The sequence below is a fragment of the Pseudomonas sichuanensis genome, from assembly GCF_024749065.1.
GTDB lineage: Bacteria > Pseudomonadota > Gammaproteobacteria > Pseudomonadales > Pseudomonadaceae > Aquipseudomonas > Aquipseudomonas sichuanensis.
This window is the reverse complement of sequence record NZ_CP087185.1, coordinates 1517406-1536939: the sequence shown is the minus strand read 5'-3', so window position 1 is coordinate 1536939 and position 19534 is coordinate 1517406. Positions and strand designations below refer to the sequence as shown.

Below are 19534 nucleotides of genomic sequence, written 5' to 3'. Positions count from 1 at the left end.
GCTTACAGACGGGGTTCTACGCGGCCCTGGGCCGGGCCGGAACGGCGCACGGGAGCAGGTGGCGGGTCATCGCGGTAACGGTCGTTGCGGTCGGCGGCCACCGGGGCCAGGGCCGGCGCCTCGTCATCTTCCTTGGCCTGGCGCTGGGCCGCGGCCTCACGCAGGGCACGTCGCTCGCCGGCGCGTTTTTCCAGCGGCCAGCGGATCAGCACGAAGACCAGGTACAGGGCGAAGGCGATCATGCCGTACATGGCCAGGTCCGAGGCGGCGCGCCAGGCGTTGTTGCCGACCTTGAAGGCCAGGTCCAGCGCGGTGATGGCGATGGCCGGGGCGAAGCTGTCCTTGACCGGGTCGACGATGGTCGGGCTGAACAGCAGCACGGCGACGATCACCCACAGCGGCTCGCGCAGCCAGCGCCACATCCAGCCGGTGAGCTTGCAGGCCACCAGCAGGCAACCCAGGGCGGCGACGGCGTAGAGGCCCCAGGCCAACAGATAGTCGTGTTCGGTCATGGTGTTCGTGCATGCCAGGCAAAGAGACGCCTATGATAAACACTTTTACCGGCGCAGGCGCCCCCTCTCCCATTCAGGAACCGCGTCGGCTGCTTTGCGGGTAAACCCGCTCCCACAGGGATTACGCATAACCTGTGGGAGCGGGTTTACCCGCGAAATGGCCGGCACAGGCTGCCTTCAATCATGAGACACCGAATGCCAATCATGCCCCCCGTCGCCCACCAGGCCCCCGGCACCGACCCCTACGCCTGGCTGCAAGATCGCGACACCCCCGAGGTACTGGCCTACCTGAACGCGGAAAACGCGTATCAGGAGGCCTGCCTGGCCGACCAGGCCAGCTTGCGCGAACAGCTGTTCGAAGAGATCAAGGGCCGTATCCTCGAGACCGACCTGTCGCTGCCCTCGCCCTGGGGCCCCTACCTGTACTACACCCGTACCACCGCCGGTGACGAATACCCGCGCCACTACCGCTGCCCGCGCCCTGCGGATGACAGCAACACGGTGGATGAAAGCCGCGAAGAACTGCTGCTCGACCCCAACGCCCTGGCCAATGGCGGCTTCCTGGCCCTCGGCGCATTCAACGTCAGCCCCGACCACCGCCTGCTGGCCTACAGCCTCGACACCAGCGGCGACGAGATCTACACCCTGTACGTCAAGGACCTGGCCAACGGCGCGCTGACCACCCTGCCCTTCGACGATTGCGACGGCAGCATGACCTGGGCCAACGACAGCCAGACGCTGTTCTTCGCCGAACTGGACGACACCCACCGCCCCTGGCGCCTGCGCCGCCACACCCTCGGTGAGGCCGATGCTTTGAGCGTGTTCGAAGAGCCCGACGGGCGCTTCTTCCTGCACTGCTACCGCGCCAGCTCCGAGCGCCAATTGGTGCTGCTGCTCAACAGCAAGACCACCAGTGAGGCCTGGGTGCTGGACGCCGCCACGCCGCAGGCTGCGTTCACCTGCCTGGCGCCACGGATCGAAGGCCACGAATACTTCCCCGACCACGGCCAGCTCGACGGCCAGTGGCGCTGGTTCATCCGCAGCAACCAGGACGGCATCAACTTCGCCCTGTACCACGCCCCGGCCGACCAGGTACCGACCCGCGCCGACTGGCAGCTGCTGGTCGCGCACCGCGACGACATCATGCTCGAAGGCGTAAGCCTCAACGCTTCGGCCCTGAGCCTGAGCCTGCGCGAAGGCGGCCTGCCGATCATCGAGGTGCGCCCGCAAGGCTTGCCGGCCTACCGCGTGGAGCTGCCGGACGCTGCCTACAGCCTGTACGTGCAGGACAGCCTGGAGTTCGCCAGCACGCGCATCCGCCTGCGCTACGAGGCCCTCAACCGCCCGGCCCAGGTGCGCCAGCTGGAGCTGGCCACGGGCGAGCAGGCCGTGCTCAAGCAGACCCCGGTGCTGGGCGCTTTCGATGCCGACGACTATGTCAGCCAGCGCCTGTGGGCAGTGGCCAAGGACGGCACCCGCGTGCCGATCAGCCTGGTGCGCCGGCGTGTCGATCTGGACAAGACCGTGCCGCTCTACCTGTACGGCTACGGCGCCTACGGCGAAAGCCTCGACCCCTGGTTCTCCCATGCCCGCCTGAGCCTGCTGGAGCGCGGCGTGGCCTTCGCCATCGCCCATGTGCGCGGCGGTGGCGAGCTGGGCGAGGCCTGGTACCGGGCCGGCAAGCAGGAACACAAGCACAACAGCTTCGATGACTTCATCGCCTGCGCCGAACACCTGATCAACGAGGGCATCACCTCCTCCGAACGCCTGGCCATCAGCGGCGGCAGCGCCGGCGGGCTGCTGATGGGCGCGGTGCTCAACCTGCGCCCGGAGCTGTTCCGCTGCGCCATCGCCGAAGTGCCGTTCGTCGACGTGCTCAACACCATGCTCGACCCGGAGCTGCCGCTGACCGTCACCGAGTACGACGAATGGGGCAACCCCGAAGAGCCCGAGGTGTACGCGCGAATCAAGGGCTACGCCCCGTACGAGAACGTCAAGCAGCAGGCCTACCCGGCCATGCTGGTGATCGCCGGCTACAACGACAGCCGCGTGCAGTACTGGGAAGCGGCCAAGTGGGTGGCGCGCCTGCGCACGTGCAAGACCGACAGCAACCTGCTGCTGCTCAAGACCGAAATGGGTGCTGGCCACGGCGGCATGAGCGGGCGTTACCAGGGGCTGCGCGACGTGGCGCTGGAATATGCGTTCGTCTTCAATGAGCTGGGCGTGGTGTAAAACGCGTTTTTGGTTGTCATAGGGTTCGGTCACCCGACATGAAGGTGAAACGGCCCTTGTGGGAGCGGGTTCACCCGCGAAAGCGTCAGTGAAGCCACTGCAGCATTCGCGGGTAAACCCGCTCCCACAGGGATCAAGACATTCGAAGAAGAACAACACATGCCCGACCAATCCCACCTCAACGCCGAAATCCGCGACATGCTCATGGACTGCGGCCAGTTCGACACCCTGCAACCCGGCGACTACCTTGCCGCCGCCGGCTATTTCAGCCTCACCGCGATCAGCGAAGGCCAGACCATTTTCAGCGAAGGCGATGCCGGCACGTTCATGTGCATCCTGCACCGCGGCGTGGTCTCGGTACGCAAGACCGACGCCACTGGCGCCCTGGTGGAGATCGCCACCCTGCGCAAGGGCCGTGCCTTCGGCGAAATGGCCGTGCTCGACGGTGAGCGGCGCTCGGCCACCTGTGTCGCGGCCAGCGATTGCCAATTGCTCACCTTGGGCAAGGACTCACTGGAAAAGATGCTGATGGACTCGCCGCGCATCGCCGCACGCATCATCCGCGCCCTGGCGGTGGCGTTGTCCAAGCGCTTGCGCATGCAGGACGGGCAAAGCCTGGCACGCCAGGTCTAGTCGTTTTTGCCCGGGGCTTTCGGCGGGTCCTGGTTCAACCCGGGCAATGGCTGATCCTTCGGCGGCCCGGGCACCGGCATGGGCGGTAACAGCGGTGCGCCGGGGCGGTTGGCGCCGGCCTTGGGCGGCGTGCTCGGGGTGATCTGCGGATACGGCGTGGGTGTCGCCGTGCCGGGCGCACCGGGCGCGGGCGTGAGGGAGCCGGCCTGCTGGCCGGCGGCATCGGCCATGGGGGTGGCGGCGCTCAGCAGCGCGGCGAGGATCGCATGCAACATCTGCCACCTCCTGTCGGGAACCTTGCTACAGGCTAGGCCGATCCTTGCGTTTTTGCCTGTCCGCTGACGCCACAGGCGCGCTAGACTCGACGCTATAACCGTCATTCGCCTGATCAGAAAAAAGGTAACACCATGAGCTCCACCTCCGCTGCCACCGCCCGCCTCGACCGCATCCTCGCCGACGCCAAGCGCGACAAGGAAATGGGCTACCGCGACAAGGCACTGAAGATGTACCCCCACGTGTGCGGCCGCTGCACCCGCGAGTTCTCCGGCAAGCGCCTGTCGGAACTGACCGTGCACCACCGTGACCACAACCACGACAACAACCCCCAGGACGGCTCGAACTGGGAGCTGCTGTGCCTGTACTGCCACGACAACGAGCATTCGCGCTACACCGACCAGCAGTATTTCAGCGAGGGCTCGCTGAGCTCGCCGAAAACCGCCGTGGCCACCCATAACCCGTTCGCCGGGCTGGCCAGCCTGCTGAAGAAAGACTGAACGTCGATTCCCGCCCCCACCGCGTCGGCGACCCCGTATAATCGCGCTCTTTTTTTGCGAAGGGCCCGACTCGTGGCGAACAAACGGTACAGCTGCATCGGCCTGTTCAACCCCAAATCCGCCGAGAACGTCGGTTCGGTGATGCGTGCGGCAGGCTGTTACGGGGTCAATTCGGTGTTCTACACCGGCAAGCGCTACGAGCGCGCCCGCGACTTCGTCACCGACACCAAGCGCGTGCACTACGACATTCCGCTGATCGGCATCGACGACCTGCAACGCATCATCCCGCTGGGTTGCACGCCCGTGGCGGTGGAGCTGGTGGACGGTGCCAGGCCGCTGCCGGAGTACACCCACCCGGATCGGGCGATCTACATCTTCGGGCCTGAGGATGGCTCGCTGAGCGAGGATGTGCGGGGGTGGTGCGAAGAGACCATCTATATTCCGACCCAGGGCTGCATGAACCTGGCGGCGACGGTGAATGTGGTGCTGTATGACCGCATGGCCAAGGGCTTGAATACCCGGTCGGGGCCGAAGTTCAAGTAAGCAGGTCTGGCCCTGTCGCCGGCAAGCCGGCTCCCACAGGGTTTTCGTGGACCTTGTGGGAGCCGGCATGAACCTTAACCGGTGTCCAAAATTACTTGACCAGTTCACTCTAGCGCAGCAGCTTGCTCTGCAACACCTCGGACTGGCGCCCGAGCACGTTCTCGCTGATCTGCACGAACTCTTCGGTGCTCACGCTGGACAGGCGCATCAGCGCCCGCGCCACATCGTCCAGCGAGCGCTTGTCGTGGTTGTGCAGGCGGATCTCGCGGTCCAGCGCCTGCAACAGCAACACCCCGCGGGCGACTTGCGCGGGGTCGGCCTTGGCGCCCTTGAGCTGGGTCACCTTGGCGCCCTGCTTGTGCAAGCGGGCCTGCAAGGCCTGGTAGCGGTCATCGCTGATGCCGCCTGCCCGGCGCAGCAGTTCGGTGGCGTAATAGTCGGTGAGGCTCTCGCCGAGCCAGTCGCTGCCATCGCGGTCGTTGATCTGCGCGAACAGTTGCACCACTTCGCGCAGCAGCGGGCTGGCGCCGCTGTCATTGATCAGCGGCGCGCCGCTGTGCAGGTACAGCGAGTTATGCCCGGCCAGGGCGCCGCGCCACATGCCGTCCCGGGCGCCGACCAGCAGCAGCTTGGGCGGGTTGCGCGGGAACACCGCCTGCAGTTGCGGCCAGACGAAGGTCAGCAGGGTCAGCGTATCCATGCGGCGCATGCCCTGCCCCTGCGGCGCGGCAACCGTGACCTCGGTCTCGCCAAGGCGCGCACGGCGGCTGCCGAGGTTGCCGGCGAGCATCCAGCCCGTGGGGCGGTCGAACAGGCGCGAAACATCGTCGATTCGGAATTTCTGTCGGCCGATGCGCGGCCAGGCGGTTTCCACGCTCTTCCAGCCGGCGGGCAACTCGAAGGTCAGGCGCGCCACCAGTTCGGTACCGTCCTGCTGGTCAAGGCGCGCCGGCGGCACCAGCTGCTCACCGCGCAGCAACGCCCAATGCGCGGTGATCCGGGCCTCATGGCTGGCGCCAGGCTGCGCCTGATCGAGCAGTACCCGGTAGCTGAGGCTGGTCTTGCCGGGGGCCGGGCGCCACACACCGCGGCCGCCCTGGGCCTGCCACTGGCCGTCGGCAAGGAAGTCGCTGTAGGCGCCGCTCTGGCCCAGGTCAAAGTCCAGGCTGCGTACCACGCTACCGTCGGCCAGGGTCAGGCGCACTTCGGCCTGGCCGCTTTGCGGCAGCAGGCGCACCTGGTAATCGAGGTCGACTTTCTTCGCCAGTACCTGGGAACTGGCCAGCAGGCCAAGCAGCAGCAACAGCGGGCGACGCATACAGAAAACTCCTTGTTCCCCAGAGACGAAAGCCCGGGCGATTCAACCAGCGCGGAAAATCAGGTGATCTTCCCAGTCATCTTCATCCACATCGTTCTCACTGAGCATGCGCCCGGACCGGGAAATGCGCTGCTCGTGAACTTGCTCGCGGTCGCCGCTGACCAGGTGATGCCAGGCCGGCAGGTCTTTGCCCTCGCTGACCAGGCGGTAACCGCAGGTGGGCGGCAGCCACTTGAACTGGTCGGCCTTGCCCGGGGTGAGCTGGATGCAGTCGGGCACCTGGGCGAAGCGGTTGGGGTAGTCGCTGCACTGACAGGTGGTGAGGTCGAGCAATTTGCAGGCGATGCTCGTGTAATAGACGCTGTTGTCTTCTTCGTCCTCGAGCTTCTGCAGGCAGCACAGGCCGCAGCCGTCGCACAGCGACTCCCACTCGCGCGAGTCGAGTTCTTCGAGGGTCTTGCGCCGCCAGAAGGGCGCGTTGTCGGCGATCATCACACGTATTCCTGCAATCAACTTGAATCCGCGGCGCGCGGCGGCGCCAGTCTAGAGGCTGTCCGGCGGCAACGCCAGACCGCTTGTCAGTGCTTGCCGGACGCAGTAGCGTGCGGTCTTTACCCCGCCCACTGCAGGAGCAGCCATGAGCGCCACCCCTCGTATCGCCGACTACGCCATCAACGAGCAGTTCATCAACCGCTGGTCGCCTCGCGCCTTCACCGCCGAGCCGATCAGCCAGGAGACCCTGCTGAGCTTCCTCGAAGCCGCGCGCTGGGCGCCGTCTGCCTACAACTCGCAGCCTTGGCGCTTCCTCTATGCGCGCCGCGACACGCCGAGCTGGGAGCGCTACCTGGGCATCCTCAACGAGTTCAACCGCAGCTGGGCGCAGCAGGCTTCGGCGCTGGTGCTGGTAATTTCCAAGACCACCTTCGCCGCACCGGGCTCGGATGAAGAAAAGCCGGCGCTGTGGCACACCTTCGACACCGGTTCCGCCTGGGGCCACCTGGCGCTGCAGGCCAGCATCAGCGGCTGGCACACCCATGGCATGGCCGGCTTCGACCAGGACCTGGCCCGTAGCGAGCTGAAGATCCCCGAAGGCTACGCGCTGCACGCGATGGTGGCGATCGGCAAGCTGGGCGACAAGGCTAGCCTGGCCGAGGGCCTGCAGGCCCGCGAAGTGCCGAGCCCGCGCCGGCCGCTGAGCGAGCTGGCGGCTGAGGGTGAGTTCAGCTTGTAAAGCAGCTGCAAGCTGCAAGCTGCAAGTTGCAAGAAAAAGCGATCCGCAGACGCTTGTAGCTTGTAGCTCCTCGCTAATACCCGCGGGCGAAATCCACTTCGCCGCGCAACCCCTGCCCCGCTGCATAGGCCCGCACATTCTCGACGAACAAGCGCACCATCGCCGGCGGCGAGGTCGGCGCCGAGCTGTGCCCGGTCAGCAGCAGCCCCCAGGCGGTCCAGAACGGGTGCCGCGCAGGCAACGGCTCCTGCCGGCAGACGTCGATCACCGCACCGGCCAGATGGCCTTCCTTGAGCGCCTCGACCAGGGCTGCATCGACCACCGCCGCGCCACGCCCGGCGTTGATGAACAATGCGCTGGGCTGGAAGCACTTGAACAGCGCTGCATCGTAGATATCGTGGGTAGCCGGGGTGTCGGGCAGCAGGTTGAGCACGTAGTCGGCCTGCCCGACCATGCGTGGCAACTGGTCGAGCCCGACCACCTCGACGAAGGGCGCCTGCTCGCGAGCCGTGCTGGCTACGCCGTACAGGGTCACGCCAAAGGGCACGAGAAACTCGGCGACCCGCTGGCCGATGTCGCCCGTGCCGACGATCAGTACCCGGCGCCCTTCCAGGCTGCGCCCGGGGCGGTCGTCCCAGCGCCGCTCGACCTGGCTGACCAGGCGCGACAACACTTCGCGCTCGTGCACCAGCATGTAGGTGAGCATGTACTCGGCCATCACCTGGCCGAAGATGCCCACCGCCCGGGTCAGGCGGTAGTCACGCGGCAGCGCATCGGCCAGCAGCGGGGTGATGCCCGCCCAGGTCGATTGCATCCACTCAGGTTTATGGCCCTGGCGCAGCAGGCTGGCCAGCAGGTCCGGCTGGCCCAGCCACACCGGGCAGTCGGCGGCGAAGCGCGCCAGTTCAGCGGAGTCGCCGCTGGTCAGCACTTCCAGGTCCGGTGCTGCCTCGCCGAGCAGGCGGGCGTAGTTGGCATGATCCTGTTCAGCGATCAGTACGCGCATGTGAAACACAACCTTGGCAAACAACGAAAGCGGCCCGCCAGGCGGGCCGCAGCTATGAGGATGAGCGCGCCCGAATCAGACCGGGTCGTTGCGGCGCAGCAACTCTTCGGGCAGGTGCTCGATGTACTCCTCTTCCGGCGGCGGCATCTGCAGGTGGTAACCCTGGTTGTCGAGGTTCTCCAGCACTTTCACGATGTCCTCGCGGGCCAGCTTGCGCTCCGGGGTCAGCACCAGGTCGAAGGCGTGCATCGGCGTGCCGAATACCGGCAACAGGCCTTCAGGAACGCGCTCCAGGCCATCGGCCTTGAGCACATAGAGGTACATGCCGTTCTTGCGTGGGCTCTTGTAAATCGAGCAAATACGTTTCATTGAGTTTCTCCGGCGCCTGCCAGGTCGTCCAGCAGGGCCTGGCCCATACGCTCGCGACGCCAGCCGCGCAGCGAATCGGGCAGTTGATAGGGGCCGTCGGGGTAGCCGCTCTTGAGCAGGGCCTCGAGGGTCTTCTTGCGCAGCATCAGCTCCGGGGCGATCTGCAGGCGCTCGCCTTCGGCCTGGCCGATGGCACGCAGGCGCTTGAGAATGCCGGCGGCCTCGATCGGCAGCGGCTCAGGCAAGCGCTGCGGCCACTGTTCGGCGGGAAGGCCTGCGGCGCGCTTGATCAGCTGGATGAGGAACTCGCCGTCCTGGCGGATAGTGCGCGGGTGCATCTCTTCGATCTTGCCCAGGGCCGGCAGGTTGCCGGGTTGGCTCTTGGCCATGGGCCACAACGAGTGTTCCTTGAGGATACGGTTGCGCGGTACGTCGCGGCTGCGGGCTTCGCGCTCGCGCCAGGCGCACAGCTCGCGCAGCACAGCCAACTGCTGAGGGCCCAGCTTCCAGGCCAGCTTGACGTCGCGGTACAGGGTCTCTGGCTCGACTTCACGGCGCAGCGCGGCGACCAGCTCGGCGCCGTCGTCGAGGACCCAGGCGTACTTGTCGTCGGACAATTTCGGGCGCAGCGCGCTGAACAGCTCGGCCAGGTGCACGGCATCCTCGGCGGCGTAGCTCACCTGGGTATCGGACAATGGGCGCTGCAGCCAGTCGGAGCGGGTCTCGCCCTTGGGCAGATCAAGCCCCAGGACTTCCTGCACCAGGCGCGAGTAGCCCATGGAGAAACCGATGTTCAGGTAACCGGCGGCCAGCTGGGTGTCGAACAGCGGCTGCGGCAGCTTGCCGGTCAGGCGCAGCAGCACTTCGAGGTCTTCGCTGCAGGCGTGCAGCACCTTGACCACGGCCGTGTCGTCGAGCAACTCGGCCAGCGGCTGCCAGTCACCAATCAGCAGAGGGTCGATAAGGTAGGCGTGCTCGCCGACGCCCACCTGGATCAGGCCGGCTTTCGGGTAGAAGGTGTCGACCCGCATGAATTCGGTGTCGAGCGCCACGAAGGGCAGTTCGCGCCAGCTTTGGCAGTGCTCGGCCAGGGTCTGGTCGTCACGGATCCAGTGAATTTCGATGGCCACGAGGCTCTCCCACTAACATTGGCGCGCAGTATATACGGCGCGGCCCCTGGGGGTGAAACCTCGCGCCATCCATGGTGCCGGGCGGTTGCCCGGACGGTGACCGGGTTTTAACGCCATCGCGGGGCAAGCCCGCTCCCACGCCTCGGCGCTATGTCGTGGGAGCGGGCTTGCCCCGCGATGGCGTTAAAACCCTGCTTCAGCGCCCCGCCGCCAGCCACGGCCGGCAGCTGGCGAACATGTCCAGCGACTGCTGGTAGACCTCGGTGCGTACCTGCAACAGGCCGAGCATCGAGTGGAACAGGTTGTCCTGGGACAGTGGCGCGTCGCGCAGCTTGGCCAGGCAGTCGGTGTCCAGGCCGAAGTCCTGCTGGTAGCTGTCGGAGAACCAGGTCAACAACGGCACGTGCTTCTGCTGCTCCGGCGCCATCACGTAGGGGGTGCCGTGCAGGTAGAGGTTGTATTCACCCAGCGACTCGCCGTGGTCAGACAGGTAGATCATCGCCGTGTCGACCTTGTCCTGCTTGCTGCGCAGGGTATCGATCAGCGAGCCAAGCACCTTGTCGGTGTAGGCCAGGGTGTTGTCGTAGCCGTTGACGATTTCCGCCTGGCTGCACTGGTTCAGCGCATTGCTGCGGCACACCGGGGTGAACGGCTCGCTGCCCGTCGGGTAGCGTTTGAAATACTCGGGGCCGTGGCTGCCCATCTGGTGCAGCACCAGCACGGTGTCCTTGTCGAGGTTGTCGATCAGCTCGCCCAGGCCCTGCAGGAGGATCTCGTCGTGGCACTCGCCGTTGGCGCACAGGGCCGGGTCGGCAAGGTTGCTCACGTCGATGAACTGCACGCGGTCGCAGGTGCCCTTGCAGCCGGACTGGTTGTCACGCCACTGCACGGCCAGGCCGGCGCGCTGGAGGATGTCGAGCAGGCCTTCGCGGTTCTTGGCCACGCGGGCGTCATAGTCCTTGCGGGTCATGCCGGAGAACATGCACGGCACCGACACGGCGGTTTCGGTACCGCACGAGTGCACATCGGTAAAACTCAGCAGGCCCTGCTGTTTGGCCAGGTTCGGCGTGGTGTCGCGGGCATAGCCAAGCAGGCCGAAGTTCTCGGCGCGGGCACTTTCACCCACCACCAGCACGGTCAACGACTTGCGCTCATGGTGCTGCCAGGCGGCATCGCGGTGGGCATCCGTGCCGTATGGCTGGAAAGGCCGTGATGCAGTACCCAACTGTTCGCTGACATAACCGATGGACGCACCGACGATATTGCTCGGGGTCAGCATCAGGCGCAGTTCGTGGTGGTTGCGAAACAGCGATGCAAGCCCTTGGTAGTTGACCAGTGCCACCGAGCCCAGCGCCGCCACACAGGCCCCCGTCACCACCAATTTGCCCAGCACTTCGCGGTACCAGGGGCGGTAGGCGATTTTCGCCTTCCATACCAACAGCGACGGCAGCACGCCGAGCAGCACGATATACAGCGCAAACTTGATCGACAGCAGGTCGCGAACTTCCGCAACGTTGGTTTCCGCCACATTGCGGAACATGCCGGTATCGATCAGCACGCCATATTGATTCATGAAGTAGGCAACGCCCGCGCCGCTCATGAACAACAGGATCAATACCGGTTTCAACACATACTTGAATGCCAACAAGGTCAATATCAGATTGAAGGCGAACAACATCAGCACGGCGAATGCCAGCCCCAGCCACAGCCCCACCATGCCGGGCGGCACGATGGCTTGCAGGTGTTGCCAGAGGAAGGTGTTAAGGCCGATCAACAGGTAAAGGCTGGCCAGCAGCGTGACCCATTCAGTCCGCAGGGATTTGACGTTGAGCATGGCATTCGCAGGTAGAGTTCATGAGCGGCCAGGGTGCCCGGGCGGGCACCTTGGGAAGTTGGCCGAACTCTAAGAAGGCTAGCATCAATTTTTTGTGAAAAACTTGGTAACAATTGGTCGGAATGCAGTTTTCACCAATTAAACAAGTTTCATTCAGCTTTTATTCAGCCGGCAGACGCAGCTTGGCATAGGGCTCACGGTCGATGTCCAGCACCTCCACGCACAGCTGGATATCCAGCCCGGCCTGGGCAGGGATCGCCTCCTGCAGCACCGCGAGCAGGCTGCCCGACAACTGCTGTTTCACCTGCTCCGAGCGCCCGCTGAGCATCGCCAGGCGTACATGGGCGAAGGCACGCTCACCCGGTGCGGTGCCCACCCGGTACTTGGCGAAGGCCTGGGCGCGGCTCTTGATGTCGGCTTCGTCGGCAAACTGGCCGCTGCCCACCAGGGCGTGGTTAAGGCGCAACAACAGCAGGTCGACGTTGAGTTCGCCCAGGTTGTCGCTGTATTCCAGGTTCAGGTGAGGCATGGCGCAGGTTCCGGTCAAGGGAGGGTGTGCGACAGCCTAACCCAGTCCCCCATTGGGGCAAAGGCGGCTATCCTCATGGTTCAGGCCCGTTCGCCAACCCTGAAAGAGGTGAAGAAATGCCAGTTCCGCACGATTTGCTCGCAGACCTGCACGTTAGCGCCGACCAGTTCCAGGCCCTGATCGACAAGAATCAGGACCTGCACAAGCTGCACAAGGACTACAACGCCAAGGACAAGGAAGTGGTGGCTGCCGAAGGCAACGGCAGCGCCGACGACAAGGTCAACCTGTTACGCAAGGAGCGGCTGCTGATCAAGGACAAGATTGAACGGATCGTCCATCCGCCCAAGTCCTGAACACCCCGGATAACCGGGTAAACCCTTCAAAATGATCGCGGGGCAAGCCCGCTCCCACGTGCGTGGGAGCGGGCTTGCCCCGCGATGACGTTATCAGCCCTTAAGCGGACGCTTTGAGCGCCATATCCAGGTCCTCGATCAGATCCCGATAGTCCTCGATCCCCATCGACAACCGCACCAGGTTCTCGCTGATGCCCATCACGCCCTTCTGCTCAGGGCTGAGCGAGTTGTGCGACATGCTCCAGGAATGGTTGATCATGCTCTCCACGCCGCCCAGCGAATCGGCCAGGACGAAGATCTGCAGCGCCTCGACCAGGCGGTTGACCGCAGCCCGGTCACCCTTGATGCGAATGGCCACCACGGCCCCGCCGGTGCGCATCTGGCGCTTGCACAATTCATGCTGCGGATGGCTCTCCAACCCTGGGTAATACACCTGCTCGACCTGCGGATGGCTTTCCAGGTACTGCGCCACGCGCAGTGCGTTGGCGCTCTGGCGCTCCATGCGCACGTCAAGGGTCTTCAGCCCGCGCAGCGCCAGGTAGCAATCGAACGGCCCCTGGATCGCCCCCACCGCCATGCTGATCTTGCGCAGGCGCCCCAGCAGTTCGTCGTTGGCCGCCACCACCACGCCGCCGGTGAGGTCGGAGTGGCCGCCGATGTACTTGCTCGCCGAGTGCATCACCAGGTCCACGCCCAATGTGATCGGCTGCTGGTTCCACGGCGAGCAGAAGGTGTTGTCGATGCAGGTCATGATCCCGCGCGCGCGGGCCAGGTCGCAGACCGCCTTGATATCGACCAGGTGCAGCAAGGGGTTGGTCGGCGACTCGATCCAGATCAGTTGCGTGTTCGGGCGAATCGCCGCGGCCACGGCCTCGACGTCGTTGAGGTCGACGTAGGTGGTGGTCAGGCCCGAGGTGCGCCCGCGGTAGTCTTCCAGCAGGCGGAAGGTGCCGCCGTAGACGCCGTTCATCACCACCACGTGGGCATCCTTGGACAGCAGCTCGAGCACCGTGGCCGTAGCGCTGACGCCAGAAGCACAGGCCACCGCGCCGACACCCTCCTCCAGGGCCGCCACGCAGGTTTCATAGGCATGCCGGGTGGGGTTGCTGACCCGGCTGTAGGCGTATTCGGGGTTGTCGTCCAGGCCACGCTTGATGAACGAGCTGGAGGTGACGATGGCCGGGAAAATGGCGTTGTCGGCAACGCTGGACTGCTCGCCGGCGTGGATGGTGCGGGTGGCGAAATTGCGCGGCTTTTCGGACATGGTCGGGTCCATTGACTAAGGGTGGAAAAGCGCAACTATCTCATATCCGCCAGCGACCGGCGCCAGCCAGAACATTATTACCTTATGCGTCCCATAGCGATTCCAAGCTGCACCGCCAACGGCTAATCTCGGGAAACTTTTTCTCGCCTGGAGCCCAACAGCGACATGGACAGTTTCGACCAGCACATCCTCACCCTGCTCCAGCGCGACGCCTCGATCTCCCTCAAGGACCTGGCCGAAGCGGTCAACCTGACCACAACCCCCTGCTGGAAGCGGGTCAAGCGCCTGGAGGACGAAGGTTATATCCGCGGCCGCGTCGCCCTGCTCGACCCCCAGCGCCTGGGCCTGGGCCTGACGGTGTTCGTCCAGCTCAAGACCCAGCGCCACGACAGCGCCTGGCTGGCGCAGTTCGCCGCCACGGTGACCGCGTTCGAGGAGGTGATGGAGGTGTACCGCATGTCCGGCGACTGGGACTACATGCTGCGGGTAGTGGTAGGCGACATCGCCGCCTACGACCGCTTCTACAAGAAACTGATCACCAGCACCGACGGGCTGTCGAACATCACCTCGAGCTTTGCCATGGAGCAGATGAAGTACACCACGGCGTATCCGGTGAGCCGCTGATTTCGCTGCCTGCAGGCCCGACCTCATCGCCGGCAAGCCGGCTCCCACAGGGGTTCGCATTATCCCTGTGGGAGCCGGCTTGCCGGCGATGAGGCCCTGACCGGCAACCGATCAGTCAGCCACTGCCGCCGCGATCCGGCTCCCACAGTGGTTCGCATTACGCCTGTGGGAGCCGGCTTGCCGGCGATGAGGCCCTGACCGGCAACCGATCAATCAGCCACTGCCGCCGCGATCCGGTTCCCCGCGCTGGCCTTCTCCAGTTTGATCGCGACGAACTTCGAGGTTGGCGTGTAAGTGCCCTCGCCATAACTCTCCAACGGCACCAACGGGTTGGTCTCCGGGTAGTACGCCGCCGCCTGCCCCTCGGGCACGTCATAGGCCACCAGGCGGAACCCCGACACCCGCCGCTCGCGACCATCCGCCCACAACGACACCAGGTCCACCTGCTCGCCCGGCTCGAAACCCAGGCGGCGGATATCGGCCTCGTTGACGAACACCACTTCGCGCAGGCCAAACACCCCGCGATAGCGGTCATCCAGCCCGTACAGGGTGGTGTTGTACTGATCGTGGGAGCGCAGGGTCTGCAGAATCAGGTCGGGCTTGTCGCCACGGGCCAGCACCTGGTCGTTGACCAGTTGCTCGGGCAATAGGCTCGGGGTGAAGCGCGCCTTGCCGGTGGCGGTACGGAAGGTGCGGTCCGCCGCGTTGTTGCCCAGGTGGAAACCGCCCGGATGCTGCAAGCGCTCGTTGAAATCGGCAAAGCCCGGAATCACATCGGCAATCATGCTGCGGATGCGGCCATAGTCGGCAATCGCGTATTCCCAATCGATCGGCATGTTGCCCAGGGTGGCCTTGGCCATGCCGGCAACGATCGCCGGCTCCGAGCGCAGGTGCGGCGAGCGCGGCTTCAGCTGGCCATGGGAGATGTGCACCATGCTGAAGGTGTCTTCGACCGTCACCCCTTGCGGGCCCTCGGCCTGGCTATCGATCTCGGTACGGCCCAGGCACGGCAGGATCAGCGCGTCGCGCCCGGTGACCAGGTGCGAACGGTTGAGCTTGGTGGAGATCTGCACGGTCAGCGCGCAGTTGCGCAACGCCGCGTGGGTGCGTGGCGTGTCCGGGGTGGCCTGGGCGAAGTTGCCGCCCAGGGCGACGAACACCTTGGCCCGCCCCTCCTCCATGGCCTTGATCGCCAGCACGGCGTTGTCGCCATGGGCACGCGGCACCTTGAACTGGAAGCGCTTTTCCAGGGCGTCGAGCAGTTGCGCCTTGGGTTTTTCGTCGATGCCCATGGTGCGGTCGCCCTGCACGTTGCTGTGGCCGCGTACCGGTGACAGGCCGGCACCGGGTTTGCCGACGTTGCCGCGCAGCAGTTGCAGGTTGACGATTTCCTGCACGGTCGCCACCGAGTGGCGGTGCTGGGTCACCCCCATGGCCCAGCACATGATCACCCGCTCGGCCTTGCGGTACATGCGCGCCGCCAGCTCGATCTCGGCCTTGGTCAGGCCGGACTGCTCGACGATATGGTCCCAGGGCGTGGCCTCGACCACGGCCAGGTAAGCCTCGACACCACTGGTGTGCTCGGCGATGAAGGCATGGTCGAACACCGCCGGCTCATGGTTGAGCTGCGCTTCGCGTTCCCACTGCAACAGGTACTTGGCGATGCCACGCATGGCCGCCATGTCGCCGCCCAGCGCCGGGCGGAAGTACGCGGTACTGGTGGACTCGGAGCCGTTGCTGAGCATCTCCAGCGGGTGCTGCGGGTGCTGGAAGCGTTCCAGCCCGCGCTCCTTGAGTGGGTTGAAGCACACCACCTGGGCGCCGCGCTTGACCGCCTCACGCAGCGGTTCGAGCATGCGCGGGTGGTTGGTGCCGGGGTTCTGGCCGATGACGAAGATCGCGTCGGCCAGCTCCAGGTCATGGAACACCACGGTGCCCTTGCCCACGCCGAGGGTCTCGGCCATGCCCACGCCACTGGCTTCATGGCACATGTTCGAGCAGTCGGGGAAGTTGTTGGTGCCGTAGGCGCGGACGAACAGCTGGTAGAGGAACGCCGCCTCGTTGCTGGCCCGGCCCGAGGTGTAGAACTCGGCCTGATCGGGCGACTCGAGGCTGTTCAGGTGCTGGCCGATCAGGGCGAAGGCCTCGTCCCAGCTGGTTTCGACATAGTGATCGCTGGCCGCGTCATAGCGCATCGGGTGGGTCAGCCGGCCCTGGTACTCGAGCCAGTAGTCGGTCTGTTCCAGCAGCGCGCTGACGCTGTACTTGGCGAAGAAAGCCGGGTCCACCGAGCGGCCGGTGGCTTCCCAGTTGACCGCCTTGGCGCCGTTCTCGCAGAACTTGACCATGTCGCTTTCCGGCGACTCGCCCCAGGCGCAACCGGGGCAGTCGAAGCCGCCGTTCTGGTTGGTCTTGAGCATGGCCCGCAGGTTCTTGAAGGCGTTCTCGCTGCCCAGCCAGCTCTTGGTCACGCTCTTGAGCGCGCCCCAGCCGGCGGCCGGCCCCTTGTAGTCCCTGATGTGTTCGTCCTGGCTCATGCGGTCAATCCTCACGCGGGCATGGTAAAGGTGCGGCGGATCACGTTGCCCGCTGCTTTTTTCCAGCCTATGGAGGGTGGTGTGGGGGCGTCCAATCGAAATGTCTGACGGGGTGATAGGCGGTGTCGATCATGGGTTTCAGGTGTCTGTAATAGACCTTTCGCGGGGTAAGCCCGCTCCCACGAGAGTACCGTGCGCGCATCTGCTTGACCCTTGATAGAGGCCATTGATCAAGCGGTCAGGGAAAGCAATTTGACGGGTCTGGCCCCAGGCGATAGCTTGGATTGCATAGCCCCAACCCTCTCGAGCGCCAACGTGGAACAAAACCCCCAGGCCCTGATCGACGGTTTCAACCGCAAGGTCGACTACCTGCGGATGTCGGTCACCGATCGTTGCGATTTCCGCTGCGTCTACTGCATGGCCGAGGACATGCAGTTCCTGCCGCGCCAGCAGATCCTCAGCCTCGAAGAGCTCTACCAGGTGGCCGAACGCTTCGTCGCCCTGGGCACCCGCAAGATCCGCCTGACCGGCGGTGAGCCCCTGGTTCGCCAGGGCATCGTCGGGCTCTGCGAACGTATCGCCGCCCTGCCCGGCCTGCGTGAGCTGTGCCTGACCAGCAATGGCTCGCAGCTCGGCCGCCTGGCCCAGCCGCTGTTCGATGCCGGCGTGTCGCGCCTGAACATCAGCCTCGACAGCCTCGACCCCGAGCGCTTCCGCGCCCTGACCCGCACCGGTGACCTGCACCAGGTGATCGCCGGCATCGATGCCGCGCGCGCCGCCGGTTTTCGTCGCACCAAGCTCAACGCCGTGGTGCTCAAGGGCCGCAACGACGACGAGATCGTCGACCTGGTGCGCTTCGCCATCGACCGCGAGCTGGACATCTCGTTCATCGAGGAAATGCCCCTGGGGGTGATCAGCGAACACCAGCGCGGCGAGTCCTACTGCTCCAGCGACGATGTGCGCGAGCGCCTGGCCGGGCACTTCAGCCTGATCGAATCGGCCGAATCCTCCCAAGGCCCAGCCCGCTACTGGCGCCTGGCCGAAGCGCCGAACACCCGGGTAGGCTTCATCTCGCCCCACAGCCACAACTTCTGCGCCACCTGCAACCGCGTGCGCCTGACCGTCGAAGGCCGCCTGCTGCTGTGCCTGGGCAACGAGCACTCGCTGGACCTCAAGCAGGTGCTGCGCCAGCACCCCGGCGACAGTGCCCGCTTGGACAAGGCCATCCGCGAGGCCATGCAGCTCAAGCCCTGGCGCCACCACTTCGAAGTGGGTGGCGAGGTGCAGATCCTGCGTTTCATGAACATGACCGGCGGCTGAACGACCGCCTCGGGAACCCCTCTTGATCGTCCACTCCCGCCCCGACATGCTGCGCGTGCTGTTCACCCTCAAGGGCTCGATCGTCAAGCGCATCGCGTTGCGCTGCCTGATGGTCACCCTGCTGGCCGCACTGATCGTGCTCATCGAGCGGCACTACCCGGCGTTGTTCTACCCGGTCAGCGCCACCCCGTTCACCCTGCTCGGGCTGTCACTGTCGATCTTCATGAGTTTTCGCAACAACGCCTGCTACGACCGTTGGTGGGAAGGACGCAAGGCCTGGGGGCGGATGATCATCGAGGTGCGTTCGTTCGTGCGTGAAAGCGTGGTGATCGAGGATGCGCAACTGCGCTCGGCGATGTTGCGCAGCCTGTGCGGTTTTGCCCACGCCCTGAATGCCCGGCTGCGCAACGAGGACGAACTGCGCGCCGCCTGCCCCTGGCTGGCCGAGCAGGCGCCGCTGACCCCGCACAATCTGTGCAACGGAATCCTGCAGGACATCGGCGCGCAATGTTCACGACTGGCGCAGCAACAGCTGATCAGCGAGTTCCGTTACACCACCCTGGAACAGCGCCTGTCGGGGTTGACGGATGTGCAGGCCACCTGCGAGCGGATCAAGGGTACGCCTCTGCCATTCCCCTACACTCTGCTGCTGCACCGCACCATCTATATCTTCTGCCTGCTGCTGCCGTTCGCCCTGGCCGAACCGCTGGGCTGGCTGGCGCCGCTGTTCACCACCATCGTCAGCTACACCTTCTTCGGCCTGGATGCCATTGGCAACGAGCTGGAAGACCCGTTCGGCCGGGATGAGAACGACCTGCCGACCGATGCGCTGGTGCGCACCCTCGAGCGCGATGTGCTGGCGGCGCTGGGGCATGAGCCTTTGCCGCCGGCATTGGAGCCGGTGGAACACGTGCTGAGTTGAGGTTTCAGCCCGCCACCCTCCAAGCCCGACCCAGCAAGCCGGTAATCACCTGACCAAGCGCAAGCCTGCCAGGACCACCGCGAACACCGCGATGCTCGCGGTGTACAGCACCAGCGCCGGCAGCCCGAACACCAGCGCCAGCAGTGCAAGCCGCCGACCCAGGCGGCCCGGAGCCAACTGGGCGACCAGCGCCAGCCCCAACGCGCTCCAGGCGATCACCTGGAAATGAATGCCCAAGCCCAGCAGCGAGCGCACCTGGCACTGCCAGATCTCCCCCGGCTGCGAGCACAAGCCGACCCACTGGGGCGCTTCCATCAAGCCATAACGCACGCCATAACTGGCGGCCAGCCACAGGGGCAGGAACAGCAGCAAGGCAATGAGCGGCCACGAACGGGACATCCGGT

21 protein-coding genes are annotated in these 19534 nt (G+C 65.2%); 9 read left to right on the top strand and 12 right to left on the bottom strand.

What is annotated here, in order from left to right:
• Positions 1–2: 2 nt before the first annotated feature.
• A complete protein-coding gene (locus tag LOY51_RS07145) occupies positions 3–512 on the bottom strand; it encodes an MFS transporter (protein ID WP_125857785.1) in 510 nt (169 codons plus the stop codon).
• A gap of 195 nt (positions 513–707) precedes the next feature.
• Between LOY51_RS07145 and LOY51_RS07140 the strand changes: the two genes are divergently transcribed.
• Both LOY51_RS07140 and LOY51_RS07135 read left to right on the top strand, forming a co-directional pair.
• Positions 708–2744, top strand: coding sequence for a S9 family peptidase (locus tag LOY51_RS07140; protein ID WP_258645424.1), 2037 nt, complete (start codon positions 708–710; stop codon positions 2742–2744).
• A gap of 159 nt (positions 2745–2903) precedes the next feature.
• The gene (locus tag LOY51_RS07135) at positions 2904–3377 is read left to right on the top strand and encodes a cyclic nucleotide-binding domain-containing protein (RefSeq protein ID WP_258645421.1); all 474 of its coding nucleotides are present in this window, start codon (positions 2904–2906) and stop codon (positions 3375–3377) included.
• On the opposite strand, the gene LOY51_RS07130 is transcribed toward LOY51_RS07135, so the two are convergent.
• On the bottom strand, positions 3374–3652 hold the full coding sequence (locus LOY51_RS07130; RefSeq protein ID WP_125463066.1) for a hypothetical protein: 279 nt from the start codon (positions 3650–3652) through the stop codon (positions 3374–3376). The genes LOY51_RS07135 and LOY51_RS07130 overlap by 4 nt on opposite strands.
• A 132-nt stretch (positions 3653–3784) precedes the next feature.
• On the opposite strand from LOY51_RS07130, the gene LOY51_RS07125 reads away from it, so the two are divergent.
• Both LOY51_RS07125 and LOY51_RS07120 read left to right on the top strand, forming a co-directional pair.
• Positions 3785–4150 carry a YajD family HNH nuclease gene (locus tag LOY51_RS07125; RefSeq protein ID WP_110992478.1) on the top strand — a complete coding sequence of 122 codons (366 nt, stop codon included), beginning with the start codon at positions 3785–3787 and terminating at the stop codon, positions 4148–4150.
• Between the two features lie 72 nt (positions 4151–4222).
• Complete coding sequence (locus tag LOY51_RS07120; protein WP_046856681.1) at positions 4223–4693, top strand: RNA methyltransferase; 471 nt, start codon at positions 4223–4225, stop codon at positions 4691–4693.
• A 109-nt stretch (positions 4694–4802) separates the two neighbouring features.
• On the opposite strand, the gene LOY51_RS07115 is transcribed toward LOY51_RS07120, so the two are convergent.
• Positions 4803–6011: a hypothetical protein gene (locus LOY51_RS07115; protein ID WP_258645418.1), complete on the bottom strand. Its 1209-nt coding sequence runs from the start codon at positions 6009–6011 to the stop codon at positions 4803–4805.
• 42 nt (positions 6012–6053) lie between these two features.
• Complete coding sequence (locus LOY51_RS07110) at positions 6054–6503, bottom strand: YcgN family cysteine cluster protein (protein ID WP_125463064.1); 450 nt, start codon at positions 6501–6503, stop codon at positions 6054–6056.
• A 145-nt stretch (positions 6504–6648) separates the two neighbouring features.
• On the opposite strand from LOY51_RS07110, the gene LOY51_RS07105 reads away from it, so the two are divergent.
• The gene (locus LOY51_RS07105; protein ID WP_125463063.1) at positions 6649–7242 is read left to right on the top strand and encodes a nitroreductase family protein; all 594 of its coding nucleotides are present in this window, start codon (positions 6649–6651) and stop codon (positions 7240–7242) included.
• 73 nt (positions 7243–7315) lie between these two features.
• On the opposite strand, the gene LOY51_RS07100 is transcribed toward LOY51_RS07105, so the two are convergent.
• From LOY51_RS07100 to LOY51_RS07080, 5 genes are all read right to left on the bottom strand, one after another.
• Positions 7316–8248, bottom strand: a complete 933-nt coding sequence (locus LOY51_RS07100) for a D-2-hydroxyacid dehydrogenase (RefSeq protein WP_258645415.1) — start codon at positions 8246–8248, stop codon at positions 7316–7318.
• Positions 8249–8323: 75 nt separating this feature from the next.
• Positions 8324–8617: a YcgL domain-containing protein gene (locus LOY51_RS07095; RefSeq protein WP_125857780.1), complete on the bottom strand. Its 294-nt coding sequence runs from the start codon at positions 8615–8617 to the stop codon at positions 8324–8326.
• Complete coding sequence (rnd, locus tag LOY51_RS07090; protein WP_125463060.1) at positions 8614–9747, bottom strand: ribonuclease D; 1134 nt, start codon at positions 9745–9747, stop codon at positions 8614–8616. The genes LOY51_RS07095 and rnd overlap by 4 nt, the downstream gene beginning before the upstream one ends.
• 196 nt (positions 9748–9943) lie before the next feature.
• The gene (locus LOY51_RS07085; RefSeq protein ID WP_258645411.1) at positions 9944–11581 is read right to left on the bottom strand and encodes a phosphoethanolamine transferase; all 1638 of its coding nucleotides are present in this window, start codon (positions 11579–11581) and stop codon (positions 9944–9946) included.
• Positions 11582–11741: 160 nt separating this feature from the next.
• Positions 11742–12110, bottom strand: a complete 369-nt coding sequence (locus LOY51_RS07080; RefSeq protein WP_125857778.1) for a 5-carboxymethyl-2-hydroxymuconate Delta-isomerase — start codon at positions 12108–12110, stop codon at positions 11742–11744.
• A 116-nt stretch (positions 12111–12226) separates the two neighbouring features.
• Here LOY51_RS07080 and LOY51_RS07075 point away from each other — a divergent pair, with 116 nt between their 5' ends.
• Positions 12227–12463 (top strand): DUF465 domain-containing protein, encoded by a 237-nt coding sequence (locus LOY51_RS07075; protein ID WP_125463057.1) that lies wholly within the window; start codon positions 12227–12229, stop codon positions 12461–12463.
• Positions 12464–12563: 100 nt separating this feature from the next.
• On the opposite strand, the gene LOY51_RS07070 is transcribed toward LOY51_RS07075, so the two are convergent.
• A complete protein-coding gene (locus LOY51_RS07070; RefSeq protein WP_125857776.1) occupies positions 12564–13739 on the bottom strand; it encodes a trans-sulfuration enzyme family protein in 1176 nt (391 codons plus the stop codon).
• Between the two features lie 153 nt (positions 13740–13892).
• Here LOY51_RS07070 and LOY51_RS07065 point away from each other — a divergent pair, with 153 nt between their 5' ends.
• Entirely contained in the window at positions 13893–14351 is a 459-nt protein-coding gene (locus LOY51_RS07065; protein ID WP_125463055.1) for an Lrp/AsnC family transcriptional regulator, read from the top strand.
• A 209-nt stretch (positions 14352–14560) separates the two neighbouring features.
• Here LOY51_RS07065 and LOY51_RS07060 read toward each other — a convergent pair whose 3' ends face one another.
• Entirely contained in the window at positions 14561–16888 is a 2328-nt protein-coding gene (locus LOY51_RS07060; RefSeq protein ID WP_258645408.1) for an FdhF/YdeP family oxidoreductase, read from the bottom strand.
• A gap of 315 nt (positions 16889–17203) precedes the next feature.
• Here LOY51_RS07060 and moaA point away from each other — a divergent pair, with 315 nt between their 5' ends.
• Both moaA and LOY51_RS07050 read left to right on the top strand, forming a co-directional pair.
• The gene (moaA, locus tag LOY51_RS07055) at positions 17204–18208 is read left to right on the top strand and encodes a GTP 3',8-cyclase MoaA (protein WP_110996250.1); all 1005 of its coding nucleotides are present in this window, start codon (positions 17204–17206) and stop codon (positions 18206–18208) included.
• A 22-nt stretch (positions 18209–18230) separates the two neighbouring features.
• Entirely contained in the window at positions 18231–19130 is a 900-nt protein-coding gene (locus tag LOY51_RS07050) for a bestrophin family protein (RefSeq protein WP_258645406.1), read from the top strand.
• 45 nt (positions 19131–19175) lie between these two features.
• Here the strand turns inward: LOY51_RS07050 and LOY51_RS07045 are convergent, their stop codons facing one another.
• Positions 19176–19529 carry a hypothetical protein gene (locus tag LOY51_RS07045; protein ID WP_258645404.1) on the bottom strand — a complete coding sequence of 118 codons (354 nt, stop codon included), beginning with the start codon at positions 19527–19529 and terminating at the stop codon, positions 19176–19178.
• Between the last annotated feature and the right edge of the window lie 5 nt (positions 19530–19534).